The organism is Flavobacterium sp. FlaQc-30 (genome assembly GCF_044005885.1).
In the GTDB taxonomy this organism is placed as follows: domain Bacteria; phylum Bacteroidota; class Bacteroidia; order Flavobacteriales; family Flavobacteriaceae; genus Flavobacterium.
This window is the reverse complement of the sequence record NZ_JBIPCO010000009.1, coordinates 143194-161136: the sequence shown is the minus strand read 5'-3', so window position 1 is coordinate 161136 and position 17943 is coordinate 143194. Positions and strand designations below refer to the sequence as shown.

At 33.0% G+C, this 17943-nt stretch carries 17 protein-coding genes and 1 tRNA gene; 3 read left to right on the top strand and 15 right to left on the bottom strand.

Annotated elements, in window-relative coordinates; translation table 11 throughout:
• Positions 1-2 precede the first annotated feature (2 nt).
• The 7 genes from ACHRV0_RS19115 to ACHRV0_RS19085 all read right to left on the bottom strand — a co-directional run bounded on the left by ACHRV0_RS19115 (position 3) and on the right by ACHRV0_RS19085 (position 4194).
• Positions 3-572: a DUF5683 domain-containing protein gene (locus ACHRV0_RS19115; RefSeq protein WP_089055891.1), complete on the bottom strand. Its 570-nt coding sequence runs from the start codon at positions 570-572 to the stop codon at positions 3-5.
• A complete protein-coding gene (locus ACHRV0_RS19110; protein WP_089055892.1) occupies positions 572-1474 on the bottom strand; it encodes a ParB/RepB/Spo0J family partition protein in 903 nt (300 codons plus the stop codon). Before ACHRV0_RS19110 ends, ACHRV0_RS19115 begins: the two co-directional genes overlap by 1 nt.
• A 5-nt stretch (positions 1475-1479) precedes the next feature.
• Positions 1480-2247: a ParA family protein gene (locus tag ACHRV0_RS19105; protein ID WP_089055893.1), complete on the bottom strand. Its 768-nt coding sequence runs from the start codon at positions 2245-2247 to the stop codon at positions 1480-1482.
• 304 nt (positions 2248-2551) lie between these two features.
• Entirely contained in the window at positions 2552-2956 is a 405-nt protein-coding gene (locus tag ACHRV0_RS19100) for a septal ring lytic transglycosylase RlpA family protein (RefSeq protein WP_395442097.1), read from the bottom strand.
• A gap of 195 nt (positions 2957-3151) precedes the next feature.
• Positions 3152-3523: a DUF2255 family protein gene (locus ACHRV0_RS19095; protein ID WP_395442096.1), complete on the bottom strand. Its 372-nt coding sequence runs from the start codon at positions 3521-3523 to the stop codon at positions 3152-3154.
• 108 nt (positions 3524-3631) lie between these two features.
• Positions 3632-3958, bottom strand: a complete 327-nt coding sequence (locus ACHRV0_RS19090) for a LytTR family DNA-binding domain-containing protein (protein ID WP_129024552.1) — start codon at positions 3956-3958, stop codon at positions 3632-3634.
• A 161-nt stretch (positions 3959-4119) separates the two neighbouring features.
• Positions 4120-4194: transfer RNA gene (locus tag ACHRV0_RS19085), tRNA-Pro, on the bottom strand.
• A 176-nt stretch (positions 4195-4370) separates the two neighbouring features.
• Here ACHRV0_RS19085 and trxB point away from each other — a divergent pair.
• A complete protein-coding gene (gene trxB / locus ACHRV0_RS19080) occupies positions 4371-5318 on the top strand; it encodes a thioredoxin-disulfide reductase (RefSeq protein WP_089054099.1) in 948 nt (315 codons plus the stop codon).
• A gap of 129 nt (positions 5319-5447) precedes the next feature.
• On the opposite strand, the gene ACHRV0_RS19075 is transcribed toward trxB, so the two are convergent.
• The 5 genes from ACHRV0_RS19075 to ACHRV0_RS19055 form a co-directional block, all read right to left on the bottom strand.
• Positions 5448-6308 carry a GIN domain-containing protein gene (locus ACHRV0_RS19075; RefSeq protein WP_395442095.1) on the bottom strand — a complete coding sequence of 287 codons (861 nt, stop codon included), beginning with the start codon at positions 6306-6308 and terminating at the stop codon, positions 5448-5450.
• Positions 6309-6394: 86 nt separating this feature from the next.
• Positions 6395-7129, bottom strand: coding sequence for a head GIN domain-containing protein (locus ACHRV0_RS19070; RefSeq protein ID WP_395442094.1), 735 nt, complete (start codon positions 7127-7129; stop codon positions 6395-6397).
• Positions 7130-7132: 3 nt separating this feature from the next.
• Positions 7133-8854 (bottom strand): PspC domain-containing protein, encoded by a 1722-nt coding sequence (locus ACHRV0_RS19065; protein ID WP_129024413.1) that lies wholly within the window; start codon positions 8852-8854, stop codon positions 7133-7135.
• A gap of 3 nt (positions 8855-8857) precedes the next feature.
• The gene (locus ACHRV0_RS19060; RefSeq protein WP_008464689.1) at positions 8858-9190 is read right to left on the bottom strand and encodes a PadR family transcriptional regulator; all 333 of its coding nucleotides are present in this window, start codon (positions 9188-9190) and stop codon (positions 8858-8860) included.
• Between the two features lie 144 nt (positions 9191-9334).
• Positions 9335-9814 carry a DUF4870 domain-containing protein gene (locus ACHRV0_RS19055; protein WP_129024412.1) on the bottom strand — a complete coding sequence of 160 codons (480 nt, stop codon included), beginning with the start codon at positions 9812-9814 and terminating at the stop codon, positions 9335-9337.
• 231 nt (positions 9815-10045) lie between these two features.
• Between ACHRV0_RS19055 and ACHRV0_RS19050 the strand changes: the two genes are divergently transcribed.
• Positions 10046-10498, top strand: coding sequence for a DUF4442 domain-containing protein (locus tag ACHRV0_RS19050; RefSeq protein WP_129024411.1), 453 nt, complete (start codon positions 10046-10048; stop codon positions 10496-10498).
• Positions 10499-10815: 317 nt separating this feature from the next.
• On the top strand, positions 10816-14211 hold the full coding sequence (locus ACHRV0_RS19045) for a polysaccharide deacetylase family protein (RefSeq protein WP_395442093.1): 3396 nt from the start codon (positions 10816-10818) through the stop codon (positions 14209-14211).
• A gap of 212 nt (positions 14212-14423) precedes the next feature.
• On the opposite strand, the gene ACHRV0_RS19040 is transcribed toward ACHRV0_RS19045, so the two are convergent.
• The 3 genes from ACHRV0_RS19040 to ACHRV0_RS19030 all read right to left on the bottom strand — a co-directional run bounded on the left by ACHRV0_RS19040 (position 14424) and on the right by ACHRV0_RS19030 (position 17942).
• Positions 14424-14582 carry a hypothetical protein gene (locus ACHRV0_RS19040; RefSeq protein ID WP_165765113.1) on the bottom strand — a complete coding sequence of 53 codons (159 nt, stop codon included), beginning with the start codon at positions 14580-14582 and terminating at the stop codon, positions 14424-14426.
• A 131-nt stretch (positions 14583-14713) separates the two neighbouring features.
• On the bottom strand, positions 14714-16951 hold the full coding sequence (locus tag ACHRV0_RS19035) for a multicopper oxidase family protein (RefSeq protein ID WP_395442092.1): 2238 nt from the start codon (positions 16949-16951) through the stop codon (positions 14714-14716).
• A gap of 430 nt (positions 16952-17381) precedes the next feature.
• The gene (locus ACHRV0_RS19030) at positions 17382-17942 is read right to left on the bottom strand and encodes a helix-turn-helix domain-containing protein (RefSeq protein WP_395442091.1); all 561 of its coding nucleotides are present in this window, start codon (positions 17940-17942) and stop codon (positions 17382-17384) included.
• Between the last annotated feature and the right edge of the window lies 1 nt (position 17943).

The following is a 17943-nucleotide window of genomic DNA, read 5'->3' as shown; positions in this document are numbered from 1 at the left end:
TGTTAAAAGTGGTAATTAAAAGTTAGTCCAACATTTGGTTTAAAAGTTACATCGGCAGGATAAATTTCCGGGCGTAATGATAATCTTTCGTTTACGTTGAATTGAATCAAGGCAGCATCGACGTTGGCATCGATAATATTTAAAGCGTAAAAAGCAACAACAAAAAGGGCTGATAAATCTCGGTTTCGCTGGTAGAATTTTTGACCAGCAATAAGCCTGCTGTCATCTAGATAATCGTACTTTCCGCCAGTTCCAGGTCCGTAACCTTCAAGTCTGCGTTTGTATTCATCACGATAATCATGGTACTTTTTATTATTATCGATGTAAAAGTATAAGCTGGTTCCTATGGCACCGTAAACTAATGGTATTTTCCAGTATTTTTTATTATAGGCTTGACCTAAGCCGGGTAGAATTGCAGAATAAAATGCTGCTTTTGCTGGTGTCAAAGGGTCAATTTCTTGTAATTTACTCGTGTCTTTAACAACCAAAACCGTGTCTTTTTTTGTTTGAGCAAAAAGAGAAACGGTTCCTATGAGAAAGAACAATAAACTTATGGGGACAATCTTATTCACTATCCGTTAATTAATTTTATAATTCGATTAAAGTCGGCTTCAGAACTAAAAGGAATTGTAATTTTTCCTTTTCCATTGCCAGCGACTTTTATATCAACTTTTGAACCAAAATAATCATTGAAAGAGTTTTTTTGAGTTTCTCTAACCATAAATGAAGAATCAGATTTTGGTTTTTGTTCTGCTTTTGGTTTTAAACTTTCGTGATAATTTTTTACTAAAGTTTCTGTTTCGCGAACAGATAGATTCTGACTTACGATTTTTTGATAAATATCAGTTTGAACATCTAAGTCTTCAATATTGATAATAGCACGTCCGTGTCCCATGCTGATAAAACCATCTCTAATTCCAGTTTGAATAATTGGATCAAGTTTTAAAAGACGTAAATAGTTGGCAATTGTAGAACGTTTTTTTCCAACACGTTCACTCATTTGTTCCTGTGTTAATTGAATTTCGTCAATTAAACGCTGGTATGAAAGTGCAATCTCGATTGGGTCTAAGTCGTGACGTTGAATGTTTTCAACCAAAGCCATTACTAAAGACTCATTGTCATTTGCAATACGAATGTATGCCGGAACGTGAGTTAAACCTAATAAAGTTGAAGCACGTAAACGACGTTCTCCAGAAATTAATTGGTATTTATTGAAATCTAATTTTCGAACAGTAATAGGTTGAATTACACCAAGTTCTTTGATAGAAGTGGCTAACTCGCGTAATGATTCTTCGTTAAAATTGCTTCTAGGCTGAAACGGATTTATTTCGATAGCACTTAGTTCAAGCTCAATAATATTTCCAACAACCTTATCAGCATTTTTGTCTTCTACTGATACAATGTCGTTTTCCGGATCTTTTAATAATGCTGATAATCCTCTTCCTAAGGCTTGTTTTTTAATTGCTTTTGTCATAAAAACTATTTACTGTTTTTCTTTATAATTTCTTGAGCAAGGTTAATATAATTAACTGCTCCTTTGCTGGTTGCGTCATAATTAATGATGCTTTCGCCAAAACTTGGAGCTTCGCTCAATTTAACATTTCGCTGAATTACGGTATCAAAAACCATATCGTTAAAGTGTTTTTGAACTTCTTCTACAACCTGATTTGATAAACGCAATCTTGAATCATACATGGTAAGTAATAATCCTTCGATATCAAGATCTGGGTTGTGTATTTTTTGAATACTTTTTATAGTATTTAATAGCTTTCCTAATCCTTCAAGTGCGAAATACTCGCATTGAATTGGAATTACTACAGAATCAGCTGCTGTTAGAGCATTCAAGGTTAATAAACCTAACGAAGGAGCGCAGTCGATAATGATATAATCATATTCTTCTTTAACACTTTCTAATGCTTTTTTAAGCATGTATTCTCTATTTTCTTTGTCAACCAATTCAATTTCGATGGCAACAAGGTCAATGTGAGCAGGTATCACGTCAACATTTGGTGCTGTGCATTGGATGATAGTTTCTTTTGGCGTGTGGCTATGTTCAAGTATTTGGTAAGTTCCAATTTCTACAGTCTCAACATCAATCCCAAGGCCAGATGTAGCATTTGCCTGAGGATCAGCATCAATAAGTAATACTTTTTTTTCTAAAACACCTAATGAGGCAGCAAGATTTACTGATGTAGTTGTCTTTCCAACGCCTCCTTTTTGATTAGCAATCGCAATGATTTTGCCCATTTATTTTCTGAATTTTGAACCGTAAAAATACAATTATTTATGGTTTTTGAAAATCTATTTTGTAAACATTTAATAAACGTTGGTTAATCGTTGTGCGGTGCGTGTTTTACAGATTTAATTTTTGATGTATGTTCAAAAGAATAACGAAATTTTGCTCAGTTTCGTCTTTTGATTTGGTAAAAAGGCAGGAATTGTGACTTGATTTTTGAGATCAACTCAAAAAATAAATGTTTCCTTCTGAATTTTTTGCTGAAGCCCCGCAAGGCAGTCAGGCTGGAATTGCTTTAATTGATTTGTTTGCGGTTTAGTTTTTTAAAACTTCAATTTTGACTTTAAGCGAACCGCTTCCTTTATTTGAGGCAATTTTCATAAAAGCTTTTTTGGTAAGATCAATTTCTCTTCTTTTGCTGTAAGGGCCTCGATCGATAACTTCTACAATAACAGATTTATTATTTTTTTCGTTTGTGATTTTTAGTTTTGTTCCAAATGGAAGCTTTTTATGAGCAGCCGTAAATTTACTGTTGTTGAATCTTCTGCCGCTGGCTGTTCGCTTTCCGTTGAACTTGTCGTTGTAATAAGAAGCATGCGCATGGGTTTTGTATAAAGTGTATTTTTCGGTCTTTATGTTTGGTTCTTTTGTAGTTGCTTTTTTCTGTGCAACAGCTAATGTCGAAATAATTAAAATAATAAAGAGGGCTATTTTTTTCATTTAAATGTTTCTATATGGTTTGCAAAAAAAGCCTATTTAAAAAATTTAACCAAATGCATTAAGTTATATTTATATTATCGAAAGGCTGTTGAGGGATAAAGAAGGTCCTAATTAGCTTGATTATAGTGTAATAATATAAGCTTTAAAATTGTAATTTGAATGAATGGTTTGGAAACTACGTTATCTTCTGTCTAATTATTCTGTGATAATGAATTCTAAAGTTTTTTCAATATGTTTTGCTTTAATTATTTCTTTTGCATATTCAATATTGTGATCTGTATTGTATTTTGTTAAGTAAGCATTGTTTATTGCTGGAGTTAAGTCGTTTTTGTCAATGGGAACAATTGCTTTAATGTTAAAAATATTTTCGCCACATTTTATTTGCCCTTTAGGGTCTTGTAAAAAAGTATTATACCAACTTTTTTCGGCTAAGCCCCATGATCTGGCAAAAATTCTGTCATTAGCAACAATCATCCAAATGTCTAAAAAGGTTTCCCTGTGCAAGCCTGCTTTTATACCTATAAGGCTGTGTGTTTCAATACAATTTATTGCAATTTCTTTTTTCATAATAATGAGATTTTTATCGAAATTAGAACGAATAAAAATGCTTCAAAATTTTATTATTTACTTTGCTGGTTATATTATTTACTTTTACTTCTCTTTTATATAATTAACTTATAGCATTATCTTATTAATTGCATTTACAAAGCAATCTTTGTAACTTTTTGCTACTGTAATTTTTAAATCTTTTATTACAATTTGATTGTCTTCAAAATATTCAATGTTTGTCAAATTTACTATATATGAATTATGAACACGCATAAACTCATTGGGTAAACTTTGAATTAAGTCTTTTAACGTTTTGTAATAGAGATATTTTTTATTGAATGTGGTGTGAATTTCTACATAATTTCCTAGTCCTTTTATAATAGTAATGTCGTTAAAGAAAACTTTAATCAATTTTTTGTCTGCCTTTATAAAGGCAAAATTTTTGTGTTCCATTAGTAATTTCTTAATTTTTAGGCTTCTAAAATTATTAGAGAGGATTATTTTTTATTAATAGAAAAAAAAGGATTAGTTACTCTGTGGTACTGCAATTTCTTGTAAAACAGTCTATAATGGAATTAAAAACAAAAAAGCCGAACATTTCTGTTCGGCTTTTGTCGGGGTGGCAGGATTCGAACCTGCGGCCTCCTGCTCCCAAAGCAGGCGCGATAACCGGGCTACGCTACACCCCGAAGATGTATTTGTTGTACTGCCCGTAAGCGGATGCAAATATAGTAATAAATTTTGTTTACAAAAGGAAAAATGAAAAATAAATAAAACTTATTTTGGGATAGTTATTTCGGATTTATTTTGGGTGTTATTTTTTATAATAAAGTTTACATTTGCATCACAAAAAATACTATACGTTATGTCAGATACAATCGAAAAAATTAAATGCCTTATTATAGGTTCTGGTCCTGCAGGTTATACTGCAGCAATTTATGCGGCCAGAGCAAACATGAATCCAGTATTATATCAAGGAATGCAGCCTGGAGGTCAGTTGACTACGACTAATGAAGTTGAAAATTTCCCAGGTTATGTTGATGGTGTTACGGGGCCGGAAATGATGATTCAATTACAAGAACAATCAAAACGTTTTGGTGCTGATATCCGTGATGGATGGGCTACAAAAGTTGATTTTTCAGGCGATATTCATAAAGTTTGGATTAATGATACAATAGAATTACACTGTGAAACAGTAATTATTTCTACTGGTGCATCTGCTAAATATTTAGGATTGCCTTCAGAACAGCATTATTTACAAATGGGCGGCGGAGTTTCTGCTTGTGCTGTCTGCGACGGATTTTTCTACCGTAATCAAGAAGTTGTGATTGTTGGAGCAGGAGATTCTGCTTGCGAAGAAGCACATTATTTATCTAAGCTTTGTAAAAAAGTTACCATGTTAGTAAGAAGTGAAAAATTTAGAGCTTCAAAAATTATGGAAGAGCGTGTTCGTAAAACTGAAAATATCGAGATTTTAATGAACCACGATACGGTTGAAGTTTTAGGAGATGAAAATGTTGTTCATGCTATAAAAGCTAAAAATAAAACAACTGGTGAAGTTTTTGATATTCCTGCAACTGGATTTTTCGTAGCAATTGGTCATAAACCAAACACAGATATTTTTGCAGATTATATTACTCTTGACGAAACAGGTTATATTGTAAATACTCCGGGAACATCTAAAACAAATGTTGAAGGTGTTTTTGTTGCTGGAGATGCTGCAGACCATGTGTATCGTCAAGCAATTACTGCTGCTGGTACGGGTTGTATGGCTGCACTTGACGCTGAAAGATATTTGGCTTCAAAGGAATAAACTAAAAGGATTATTTTTCATGTTCTTTGAATGTGAAAAATGCAAATATGAAAAAAGTCCCATTCTTGATTGAATGGGACTTTTTTGCTTTATTGGTTTCTTCTAAATTTTAGTGGTTTAGAAAGCTATTTACAATGTTGTTGCTTTTGGTTTTGGCGCTCCTGGTTTTTTAATCAGTTTTGCTTCTTCACTAAAGCGTGTAAGTTCTATTTTTGGATCACCCAACAATGAAATTTCCGATTTGTCTCCAGCTGCTATTGCGATCGCCGTTTCTGCTAAAATAGAAGCAATGGCAGAGCCTTCAGTTGTAACATTTGCTTCTTTCAAGGTAAATTTTGTTCCTGTAAATACAGAATTGTTGTCTAAACGAATCGTTGCTTTTTCGGCAATTCCTTCAATTGCAGCATTGGCTTTTTGATACAAATCGCATTTAAATTTCATAGCAGAAACTAAAGTTTTTATTGAGGCATATTTGCTCAATTGTAAACTGGCTTCATCTGATTTTAAGTTTAGTTCTGTTTTTGATCTGTCATCCGCAATTAAATTGAATTTCTTTGAGTTTACATTCAGGAATAATTTTGAAAAATCTATGCTCTTAAAAGTAATATCATCTAATTGAACTTCTTGAATTGCATATACAATTGCGTCATTTTTAACGCTGACTTTTGTCAGGGAGTTTGTGTATATAACATGTACAGCAAGTTTTTTAAAAATAGTACTTTCTTTTGTAGTGAATAAACGCAGTGTTTTTTCCTTTAAATCTGTTCCAATAATATCATGAATATTATCATCAGCTTCAATTTTAATTTCGTTTTTTTCTCCTTTTTCAAGGTAAACTTCGATATTGTCCTCTACTTCGATGGCATCAAAACTTCCTACTTCTTTAATTGATGTAGTAACAATTTTAGAACCTTTTATTTTTTCTTTTTTTTGAGCAAAAGTTAATGTTGTAACTAAAAGCAATAGCAGCAGTGCAGTATTTTTTTTCATTAATTCTAGATTTGATTTTAGCAAATATAAAAAAATCATCCACTTTTGATGAATGATTTCTTTTATATTTAACAGTTAAGGGCAGCTTAGCGCTGGCTTACACTTCCGCCTGAGCTTACATTTTTTTCGATTGTTTTAGGAGCAATGTCATAATCAATATCACCTCCGCTCGATGCGTCTGCTTTTAAACTCACGATTGGGTGTGCAGTTATGCTTCCGCCGCTTGAGGCTTTTGCTTGAACCTCGTTTGCTAATAATTTCTTTGCGTCAATGCTTGAACCGCTCGAAGCTTTTGTTTGAACTCGCAATGCTTTTCCTTCTATCTTAACATCGCTTCCGCTGCTTGCGTTTACAATGATATTGTCAGATTCAATGTTAAGATTCATATTTGCAGCGCTTGAAGTTTCAAGTTCTATGTTTTCTCCCTGAATGATGTTTTTTCCTTGTATCGATGATGCGCTTGATGCCTCCAATTTATTAATAACAGGCATTTTTACAATGACCTTTTTCATAGTGATGTTTCGGAACGAATTGAATTTGCAGTGAATAACTAAAGTTCCGTTCTCAACCTTTGTGATGATTTCTTTCTGTAAATTATCATCGGCTTCTACTACAATTTCGGTAGCGTCAGATTGTTCGATTACTAAGTCAATAGCATTGCTGACTTTTACGTTCTGAAAATCTCCTTGAACAATTCTTTTCTCAGTGGTTACGTGTCCGCTTCCTTCAATTGTATTCATGTTAAAATTACAAGAGGCAAATAATAATGCGGTGATAGTCGCAACAATAAATTTTGTAATATGAATGATTATTTTGATCATGGCTTAGTTAATTTTAATTACAACTCCGTTTTTATCAGTGGTTAGCTTTCCGTTAGTTTTTTTTCCGTTAAGAACTTCTTTTCCATTTATTTTAATAGAAACCTCTTTTACGGTGTCATTATCAATTTCATCTATTTGCTCTACATCATCGTATTCATTTTCATCAGCTGGGCAGTTTAAACATTTAATTTTTGATCCCTCAACTTTGTAGTTGTAGTTTCCGCTAAAATGCAGATTGAAAAAATCATCATCAGAATCATCGTAATCTTGTACAGATGCGTCTGGTTTAAATAACTGCCCTTCTGGTAAGTATAAGTATACGTCAACTTCTTGACCTCTAAATTTGTTCTTTACATCTGTAAGAAAATAGTTGTCCAAAATTAAAGAATTTCCTTTAACCTGAAATTTATAATCAATTTTTTCTGCTCTTTGTTTTGCTGCAATAAATGAGTTACCTCTTGCGCTTTTTTCTATTTGAATATAAGGAGCAGCTTCATCAGTATGTAAAACATGTAAACGAACATCATTAGAATAGATTAATTGATTGTTTGCTGAATCTTGCACAAATTCAAATTCGCTGCGGTGATTCAGATCTTTTGCATAATAATCGTTGTATCTGAATTTTACAAACAAAGTATCTTTTGTACTAATGTTAAGTGCTTTTTTCTCTACAGTTTTATTGTCGTATGAAATTTCAGTAGCTTGTTTAATTCCAATGCTGATTGCGATTGCAACAGCAATAATCCAAATCGCCAGCAAAGTGTATTTTGTGATGTTTCCGATTGATTTTAAACTTGGAGACAATAGTTTGAAACCTAATAAAGTCAAAAAGAAAAACGGAATCCCAACTGCAAAGAACATTAATAAACCAAACGACCATATAGGATAATCTGTAAAGTTTCCTGCGTCAACGAAGTTTTGCCAAGGAAAGTCAACAAAAACATTAGTTCCTAAAGTAAAAACTCCAATCAATAACATGATCAAAACACTAATTCCAGACATGATTAAAATTACGCCTAAAAATTTAGCAAAGATTTTAAAGATGGTCATGATAAAGTCTCCAAATGAACTACTTATTCTCTCAGCTCCCGACTTTACTTGGTTTCCCATTTTGTCATAATCTGCATTTTTAAATTTATCAGATAATGAATCAATTTCTTCACGTACTTTTTTTTCGATGTTTGAAATGGTTACCGGCTCACCAGTCATCTCCAGTTTTTCTGAAGTTGTTACCGCTTCAGGAGTTACAATCCAAAGTACGAAGTACGCTAGAATTCCTGTTCCAAAACCTGCAAAAACAAATACTAAGAATACGATTTTGATCCATACAGCATCAATTCCAAAATAATGTCCTAATCCAGTTGCTACACCGCCAATCATACCTTTTTCTTTATCACGGTATAATTTTTTGTGTTTTCTTGCACCGTAATTATTAAAAGATTGAGATGATTTTTCTTCGTCTTCAATGATGTAGTCCTCAGGTTGTCCCATTACCGTAATCACTTCGTCAACATCTTTTAGTCCTACAACATGTTTTTCGCTTTTTTGTTTTTCTGTTAATAATTCAGAAACGCGCATTTCGATGTCTTTAATTATTTCATCTTGACCAGACGAGTTATTAAGAGATCTTTTTATAGCGTCAAAATAGCGTGTCAATTTTAAATATGCATCTTCATCGATGTGAAAAAACATACCGCCTAAGTTAATATTTACTGTTTTGTTCATGACTTATTGATTTTGATTGGTGATTAGATTTACAGCATCAGATAATTCTGTCCAGGTGCCGCTAAGTTCGTTTAAAAATGTTTGTCCTATCTCGGTTAATCCATAATATTTTCGAGGTGGCCCTGAGGTCGATTCTTCCCAGCGATAATTTAGTAAACCGTCATTTTTCAGCCTAGTTAAAAGTGGATATACAGTTCCTTCAACAACTAGTAATTTTGCGTTTTTTAAAGTGTCTAATATTTCAGATGTATATGCGTCTTTTTCTTTTAATACTGATAAGATGCAAAACTCAAGAACACCTTTGCGCATCTGTGCTTTTGTGTTTTCAATGTTCATAATTTCATTTTGTTTTTTTTAGATTGAACAATTCGTTTTTTGATTGATGATGATTGATGATGATTGATGATGATTGATGATTGAATTCGAAACGATTCTTGTTGATTGCTTGTAAAGTTTCGACTATAACTTTTAATTTGTTGATTACTTTATAAAAGGAATCGTTAGCGGATATTTATATAATTCTCCGTTTGAAGCTTTTATCGAAGCGTAAATCACTAAAAAGAATTCAACAAATTTTAAAACTCCAAAAAGTAAAACTGCTGTTAAACCCACACTTATTAATCCAATGTTTCCTTCAAAGTTGAAATTTCTGATGACAAAATTTTCGTCATTAAAAACTGCTTGCATCGGAATGTTCTGTAGAAAAACGGCAAAGAAAATTGGAATTGCAATTAAAGCTAAAACTAAAGTATAAAGCAATAAACTCAATTGAAAATTCAATGTCTGTTTTCCGTGGTGATTTACAAATTCTGATTTGTCTTTGTAACTCGTCCAGATTAATATTGGAAAAATGTAATTTCCAAACGGAATAATGTACTGAGTTAACGTACTTAAATGTGTGAACGTTGCAGTGTTCTTTTCTGATGTTGTTTCCATGATGAGTGGTGTTGTTGTTTCCATGATTAAAAGTATATAGTAATTTCTTATACAAATATATGGCTAAAAGACAGTATCTTGTTTTGCACAGTACCAAATATTAACAAAATTTTAACATGTTTTGAATTTTGAAATTGACTATAAAAGGCTGAAAACCATTCGGAAGTACTGAATTTACTGCTGATTTAGGAAAGTAAAAGCAATTTATTGTGCGCGCATAGTTTTTTTGTATTTTTACAAAAAAAATTAAATTCTATGGCTGTATCAGTTTCCAAACTCAACAAATTTGTATTATTCAAATTGCCATCTGCATTCATTTGCGGAGTACGTGTAAAGGCAATCGACAAGGACAGGTGTATAGTAAGTGTTAAACACCGTTGGATAAATCAGAATCCTTTCAATTCAATGTATTTTGCGGTTCAAGCAATGGCAGCCGAATTAACTACAGGAGCTTTGGTTATTTCGCAGATACAAGAAAGCGGTAAAAAAATATCAATGCTTGTTGCTAATAATAAAGGAAATTTCACCAAAAAAGCAACGGGCCGAATTACTTTTGTTTGTAATGACGGGCACTTAATTGCCGATGCAATTCAAAGAACTATTGCAACAGGCGACGGTCAAACGTTCTGGATGAAATCTATTGGAACAAACGAAGATGGAGTTCAGGTTTCGGAAATGGATTTTGAATGGAGTGTTCGACTTAAATAAAATAGCAATACAATATATTATATGACCTGTTCTAAACAGGTCTTTTTTTTGCTTTTTATTTTGTAAATAATTGATTTTTATTTGTTTAGTATGTATTTGTGAGCTTTTCTTTTGTAATTTTATTTGAGATTTCGGCTGTTTATAAAGTTAGATTATTAATTCGATCTTCATTTAGTAATACTAATTTTACAATTTAAAAAATTACATTTGTAAGATAAATACTTCTTTAATAAGAAGGAGTAGATTTTTATTAATGTTGTTGAAAGTTTTAAAAATTTCAGATTTTTTTAATAGCATTTACTTAAAAAGAAAAGTATATGGATGGTAAAAAACAAGTATTTCAGACTGTTACTCAAAAACGCTGGAAAACTTTTCAATGGTCAAGTCGGCTTATTTTGTTTATTCTTATTTTAATGGTTCCCATCTTTTTTATCACGTTAAAAAGAGGATTAAAACCGCCATTGCCGCTTTTAGCCAATAGCAGCCGCGCAGGTCATAGTTTGGAGAATCCTGTTACACCCAAAAGTCTAAGTGATAAAGAACTTAAAAAGTTTAAAGGTTTTGATTATTTCTTAAGAGCAAAAAGCAAAATTGATAAACTAAAAAAACAGCCTGCTGTTGCAAAAACAGCTTCAGAAGTCAGGGCGGCTTTTTATGTAGACTGGGATCCGCAAAGTTTATTTTCACTCCAAAAAAATATTGACAAACTCAATATGGTAATTCCTGAATGGTTTTTTATTGATCCTAAAACAGATTTACTGCGAACAGAAATCGATACAGCAGCACTAAAAGTAATGAAAAAGGGGAAAGTTAAAATTCTTCCTATAATTAATAATATAAATGAATCTTTAGGTGAAGGCGAATTTGACGGGGATCTTATTCATCGTATTCTTCATGATAGAAACAAAAAGGAAAGACTTATTAATGACATCGTAAAGACCTTGAAAAAATATGATTTGCAAGGAATAAATATCGATTTTGAGGAGTTTAAAGAGAATAGCGACGAACCCATAATTGCTTTTCAAAAATCATTATATGAAAAATTGCATCCGTTGGGATATTTAGTTACACAGGATATTATGGCAAACGATGAGGATTTTAATATAAAAGCATTGTCAAAATACAATGATTATATGTTTCTTATGGCTTATGATGAGCATTATGCCGGCAGTATTCCTGGAGAAATAAGCAGTCAAAAATGGATAGAAAGAATAGTAGATAAGACAGCCAAAGAAATTCCGTCTGACAAAATCATTCTCTGTTTTGCTGGATATGGTTACGATTGGCAGGAAAAACAGGAAGGCGAAACCATTACCTACGATCAAGCAATTGCTGTTGCGAAACAATATAATGCGACAATAAAGTTTGATAATAACAGCTACAATAACTCTTTTAAGTATACAGACAGCAATGGGAAAAAACATGAAGTAGATTTTGAAGATGCGGCAACCAATTTTAACACAGTCAGGTTTAGTGATGAATATGGCTTAGCAGGAACTGCTTTATGGCGTTTAGGAAGTGAAGATCAACGTTTGTGGACTTACTACCAGCGAAGTTTAACGAACGAAAGTCTCAAGAAAAAGCCTTTTGATTTTAAAATGATGAAACGTGTCAATACACGAATAGAAAGTCCTGCCTATATTGGAGATGGAGAAATACTAAATGTTATTGCTGATCCTGCACCTGGAAAAATTGAATTGGAAATCAATAGAGAGGAAACAATCATTACAGAACAGAGATATGTAGAATTACCAACAAAATACGTAATCAGCAAATTTGGAAATGTAAACAAACAAGTTATTTTAACTTTTGATGACGGACCTGATCCTATTTATACGCCAGAGATTCTAGATATTTTAAAGAGAGAAAAAGTACCAGCTGTTTTTTTTGTCATTGGTATTCAAGGCGAAAACAATATTCCGTTACTGCAAAGAATTTACAAAGAGGGTCACGAAATAGGGAATCATACTTTTACTCATCCCAATATTGCTTTGGTAAGTCCGGAAAGAGCTGCTAAAGAAATGGAAACAACACGATTATTAATCGAAGCAGTTACCGGAAGAAGTACGGTTCTTTTTAGAGCGCCTTATAATGCAGATGCTGAGCCAACCACAGAAGCTGAACTCAAACCAATTGCTTTAAGTAAAGCCCAAAATTATTATACAGTTGGCGAAAGTATAGATCCTAACGATTGGGAAAAAGGCGTAAGTGCCGATTCTATTTATAAGAGAACAATATCGCAATATGAGGCAAATCCTGATAAAGGAATTATTTTGCTTCATGATGCAGGCGGAAACAGAGAAGCTACTGTTGAAGCTTTACCAAGAATCATTAAATATTTTAAAGATAGAAATATTCAGTTTACAACCGTTTCTCATTTGCTGGGTAAAACTAAAGAGGAGATTATGCCGGAAGCAAAGGGGCCGTTTATCTCATTGGATAATTTTATTTTCGATTTTGGATATTGGTTTGGACATTTTATTACAGCGACATTTTGGGTTGCCATTTTTCTTGGGTTCTTAAGAATTGCGTTAATGGCTGTAATGGCTTTTATAAAAAAATGGAAGGACCACAAATATCCGCCAGTTTATAAAGACTTCGAAGGTGAGCTTCCAAAAGTAAGTATTATTGTTCCTGCCTATAATGAAGAAATAAATGCTGTAAAAACAATCGAAAATTTATTGGGTCAGGATTATCCTTTCTTTGATATTGTTTTTGTTGATGATGGTTCTAAAGACAAAACTTTTGCAATGATCAATGAAGCTTTTGCTAATAATCCGAAAGTAAAAGTACATACGAAACCTAATGGAGGAAAAGCATCGGCATTAAATTACGGAATTGCGTTGACCCAAAATGATTATGTAATTTGTATTGATGCTGATACACAACTAAAAACGGATGCTGTTTCGCAATTAATGAAAGGATTTAGAATTCAGTTAAAAAACAATGAAGAAATTGGCGCTATTGCAGGAAATGTAAAAGTGGGAAATGAAAATACAATGCTTACGAAATGGCAGAGTATTGAATATACAACGGCGCAAAATTTTGATAGAAGGGCTTTTGATTTAATCAACGGAATTACGGTTGTTCCCGGAGCAATTGGTGCGTTTAAAAAAGAAGCGATAGAAAAAGCAGGAGGATTTACAACTGATACTCTTGCAGAAGACTGCGATTTAACGATTCGTATTTTAAGAAACGACTACCATATTATAAATTGTATTGAAGCAGTAGCAGTAACAGAAGCTCCTGAAAGTTTGAAGGAGTTTATGAAACAGCGTTTCCGCTGGAGTTATGGTATTATGCAGGCTTTTTGGAAAAATAGAGATGCGTGTTTTAATCCAAGATATAAAGGTTTAGGAATGGTTGCTTTGCCCAACATTCTGCTTTTTCAAATTGTGCTGCCTATTTTTGCACCTTTGGCAGATTTAGTTCTTATTTTAAGTTTGTTTTGGAATTATAATGATCCGGACAGTCTTCATAAAATACTAATTTACTACATAGCATTTATGTTAGTTGATATGCTGGTTAGTGTAATAGCTTTTATTTTTGAGAAAGAAAAACTAACCAAATTAATATGGTTAATTCCACAGCGATTTGTGTACAGGCAATTGATGTATGTAATTTTATTTAAAGCATTACGAAGAGCGATAAAAGGCGAAAGTCAAAGTTGGGGAGTTCTCACACGAACAGGAAATGTGGCAACGGTGAAATAGTTTTTGAAGTTTTTTGCTACAGATTAAAAGGATTTCTTTATCAAAGTTGGTTGCGAGTTTTCTCGCCGCGAATTTCACGAATTAGCACGAATTAATTTGTGCCAATTTAAGCGTACTTTAAATTAGTGTCAATTCGTGAAATTCGCGGCGAAAAAAAATATAAAAAAAAGCCTCAAATATTTGAGGCCTTTTGCTTTTAATAAATGTTGCAATTATTTTTTAGAGCAGCATTTTTTGTCTTTTTTATCATCTGTTTTTTTAGAACAAGATTCTTTTTTAGCTTTTTCTTTTTTCGGAGCTGGTTTTGTGTCTTGTGCCTGTGCACCAATTGTAAATAAGGCGATTGCTAAAACGGTAAATAGTTTTTTCATTTTTTGAGTAATTTAATTGTTAGGTAATATTCTTTTTTTGATTGAAAAATGTTAAGTCAAATATAATACGATTTAGTCTTGGAAATTGTCAACAATAAGTTAATGAGAGAAAAAAAGCATTAAAATTAGTGTTAATAATTCAAACTTAATCCAAAGCCAACTCCCATATCGCTGTCATAATGCGTTGTGATTCCAAAGTTTCTGCCCGCTACATATTTTAAACCAGCCATATATTCCTTGTCTGTATTCCACATTAGATTCATTCGCAAGCGTCTTGAAAGCGGAATATCTTTTCGTTCAAATTGTATTCTCACATTACCATCAGTGTAAACCTCAACTTGTGCTTTTACCAGCATTGGTAAAGTATATTCGATACCAGCACTAAAAACCGAACGATTGTCTTTGGTGTTCTTTTGACCAAACATATTTTGTTCCTGCTCATCCATTCCCATTTTTCGGTATCGCCAGTCAAAACCTATAAAAGGCATAAACCATTGCATTTTTCCAATGTATCGGCCAATGTGTGTTTCGGTTTCATAACCATGTTTGTCATTATAACCCAATCTCCATTCCGTTCCAATACTCCAGCGAGTGTTGCCAAGCATTGCTTCTCCATCATTTCCATTTGAAGCAAAATCATTTTCGGCCATAAAATGAAACATACGATCATCCATTTTTAGCATTTTGTCTGCCATTTTTGGATCGTGAATTAACGGATTTGGCGCTGAATTTTCATAAGTAAAAATACGTCCCATTCCTGCCATCATATGATATAAAATATGACAATGAAAAAACCAATCGCCATCAGCGTTTGCCTGAAATTCGATTGTGTCTGTTTCCATTGGCATAATGTCGATAACATTTTTCAGCGGAGAATAATCGCCGTGTTCATTCAAAATCCTAAAATCATGTCCGTGTAAGTGCATTGGGTGTCGCATCATTGATCCGTTGTACAATACAATACGTACATTTTCGCCTTTTTTAATCAAGATTTTATCTGTTTCAGAGATTACTTTATTGTCTAAACTCCAAACATAGCGATTCATGTTCCCAGATAATTCAAAGCGTAATTCTTTTACAGGCGCGTCTTTTGGTAACGTTGTTATCGTTGGCGATTTTAGCATTCCATAATTTAGCGTTGTGATCTCAGCCGTTTCAGTCGTATCACTTGGCATTTTCATGTCACCCATATTATGTTTCGAATGATCTACTTTTTTCATTGATTCCTCTTCTCCAGAAATTTCAGGATACATCACAGCATTCATGTCCATTTTGTTGAGAGACATTTTCATACCCATATCATTCATTTCGCCGTTCATTTTCATCATGTCATTCATCATTTGCATACCCTCAAAATATTTCAATTTCGGAAGATGAGAAACAGGCTGTTTAGTTCCTTCACCTAAAAATAAAGAAGCTGATCCAGTTCTGTCTTCGGCTGTAGCCAAAAAAGCAAAAGATTTGTTGTTTTCGGGAATTGTTACAACTACGTCATAAGTTTCAGAAACAGCAATAATCAATCGATCGACTTCTACAGGTTCAACATCGTTACCATCGCTGGCTACAACGGTTATTTTTCCGCCGCCATACGTCAGCCAGAAATAACTTGAAGCGCCTCCGTTTGCAATTCGCAGTCTCACTTTATCGCCTGCTTTAAATTGCGAAAGCTGATCTTCATTTTTTCCGTTAATTAAAAACTTTTCATAATAAACATCACTCACATCCATGGCATTCATGCGTTTCCATTCGTTGGTGACTTTTGTCGAAAATTTTCCTTTTTGAATCGCCTCGGCATAACTTTGTGTGGTTCCTTTTTTTATCGCAAACCAATCATTGGCATTGTGCAGCATTCGTTGCACATTCTCAGGTTTCAAATCAGTCCATTCACTTAAAATTACTGGAATAGTAGGCAAATCATCAATACCTTTTCTAAAAGCAGGATCGTCTTTCTTTTTGTTGATAATAAAAAGCCCGTATAGACCTATTTGTTCCTGTAAACCTGAATGACTGTGATACCAGTAAGTTCCGTTCTGGATTATAGGAAAAGTATATTTGTGAGTTGTTCCCGGTTTTATGGGCATTTGTGTTAAATAAGGAACACCGTCTTCTTTATTTGGCAAAAACAAACCGTGCCAGTGCATTGCTGTATTTTCTTTTTTTAAATCGTTATGCACATAAATTTCGGCAATATCACCTTCTGTAAAAGTCAAAGTCGGCATTGGGATTTTTCCATTTACAGTAAGTGCACGTTTTTCCTTTCCCGAGAAATTTACGATCGTGTCGCGAACGTGTAAATCGTATCGAACTACTTTTTGTGCTTGGGCACTAAAGGCGATCAAAAAAGTAATTATAATAGTGTATAGTTTCATATTGATTTTTTAAAGATTAAGATTTCGCAATTGTAAATGTTTTACCATTGCAGAAACCGAACTTAAACTCATTGCTAAAGCAGTCTGAATTTCTTCAATAATGTTTTAGGTTTTCCGACTTTTTACAATAATCATTGCATGACATTCTTGAAGTTATAGATTGATGAGTCATTGTTTTATCTTTTTTAGTTATTACAATGCAAATGTCCGAAGTAAGGTTTATTTCGGATTGTATAATTTTGAGAATGATTTGTAATATTATAGGAAAGGGTTTTTTACCGCAAGAGAACGCAAAGTTTTACGCAAAGGGCGCTAAGATTTTTTAGCTTTGCCTTTTCGCTATCGCTCGGGTTGTCGCTGTTTAATTTTTACTAATTTATTTGCGAACCTTGCGTAAAACTTTGCGTTCTCTTGCGGTTAGAAAAAAAAATTACAAATTCTCAATATGAATGCGTTTTTTATCTTTCAATTGTTTAAAATTGGTAGGTGTGTAGCTTGTTACTTTCTTGAACTGATTACTTAAATGCGCCACATTACTGTAGTTTAGCATATCAGCAATTTCGCTCAGCGAAAGTTCATTGTAAATCAATAACTCCTTTACCTTTTCTATTTTTTGACAGATAAAATATTTTTCAATCGTGGTGTTTTCAATTTCTGAAAATAAATTGCTCAATGAATTATAATCCTGATTTAGATTCTCCGCTAAATAATCAGATAAATTAGTTTTGAGTTCTACATTTTTACGATGAACTAAATCAATAATAAGATTCTTAATCTTCTCTATCGTTTTACTTTTTTTATCATCGATTAAATCGAAACCTAAGGATTGAAGATTCTTAAGTAAAATTTCTTTTTGATTTTCAGTAATGACGTCTTGTAATTTGACTTCGCCTAATTCTACAGAAATAGTTTGAAGTCCAAGTTTTTCAAGCTCAGACTTCACAACCATATTACAACGAGCGCACACCATGTTTTTGATGTAGAGCGTCATA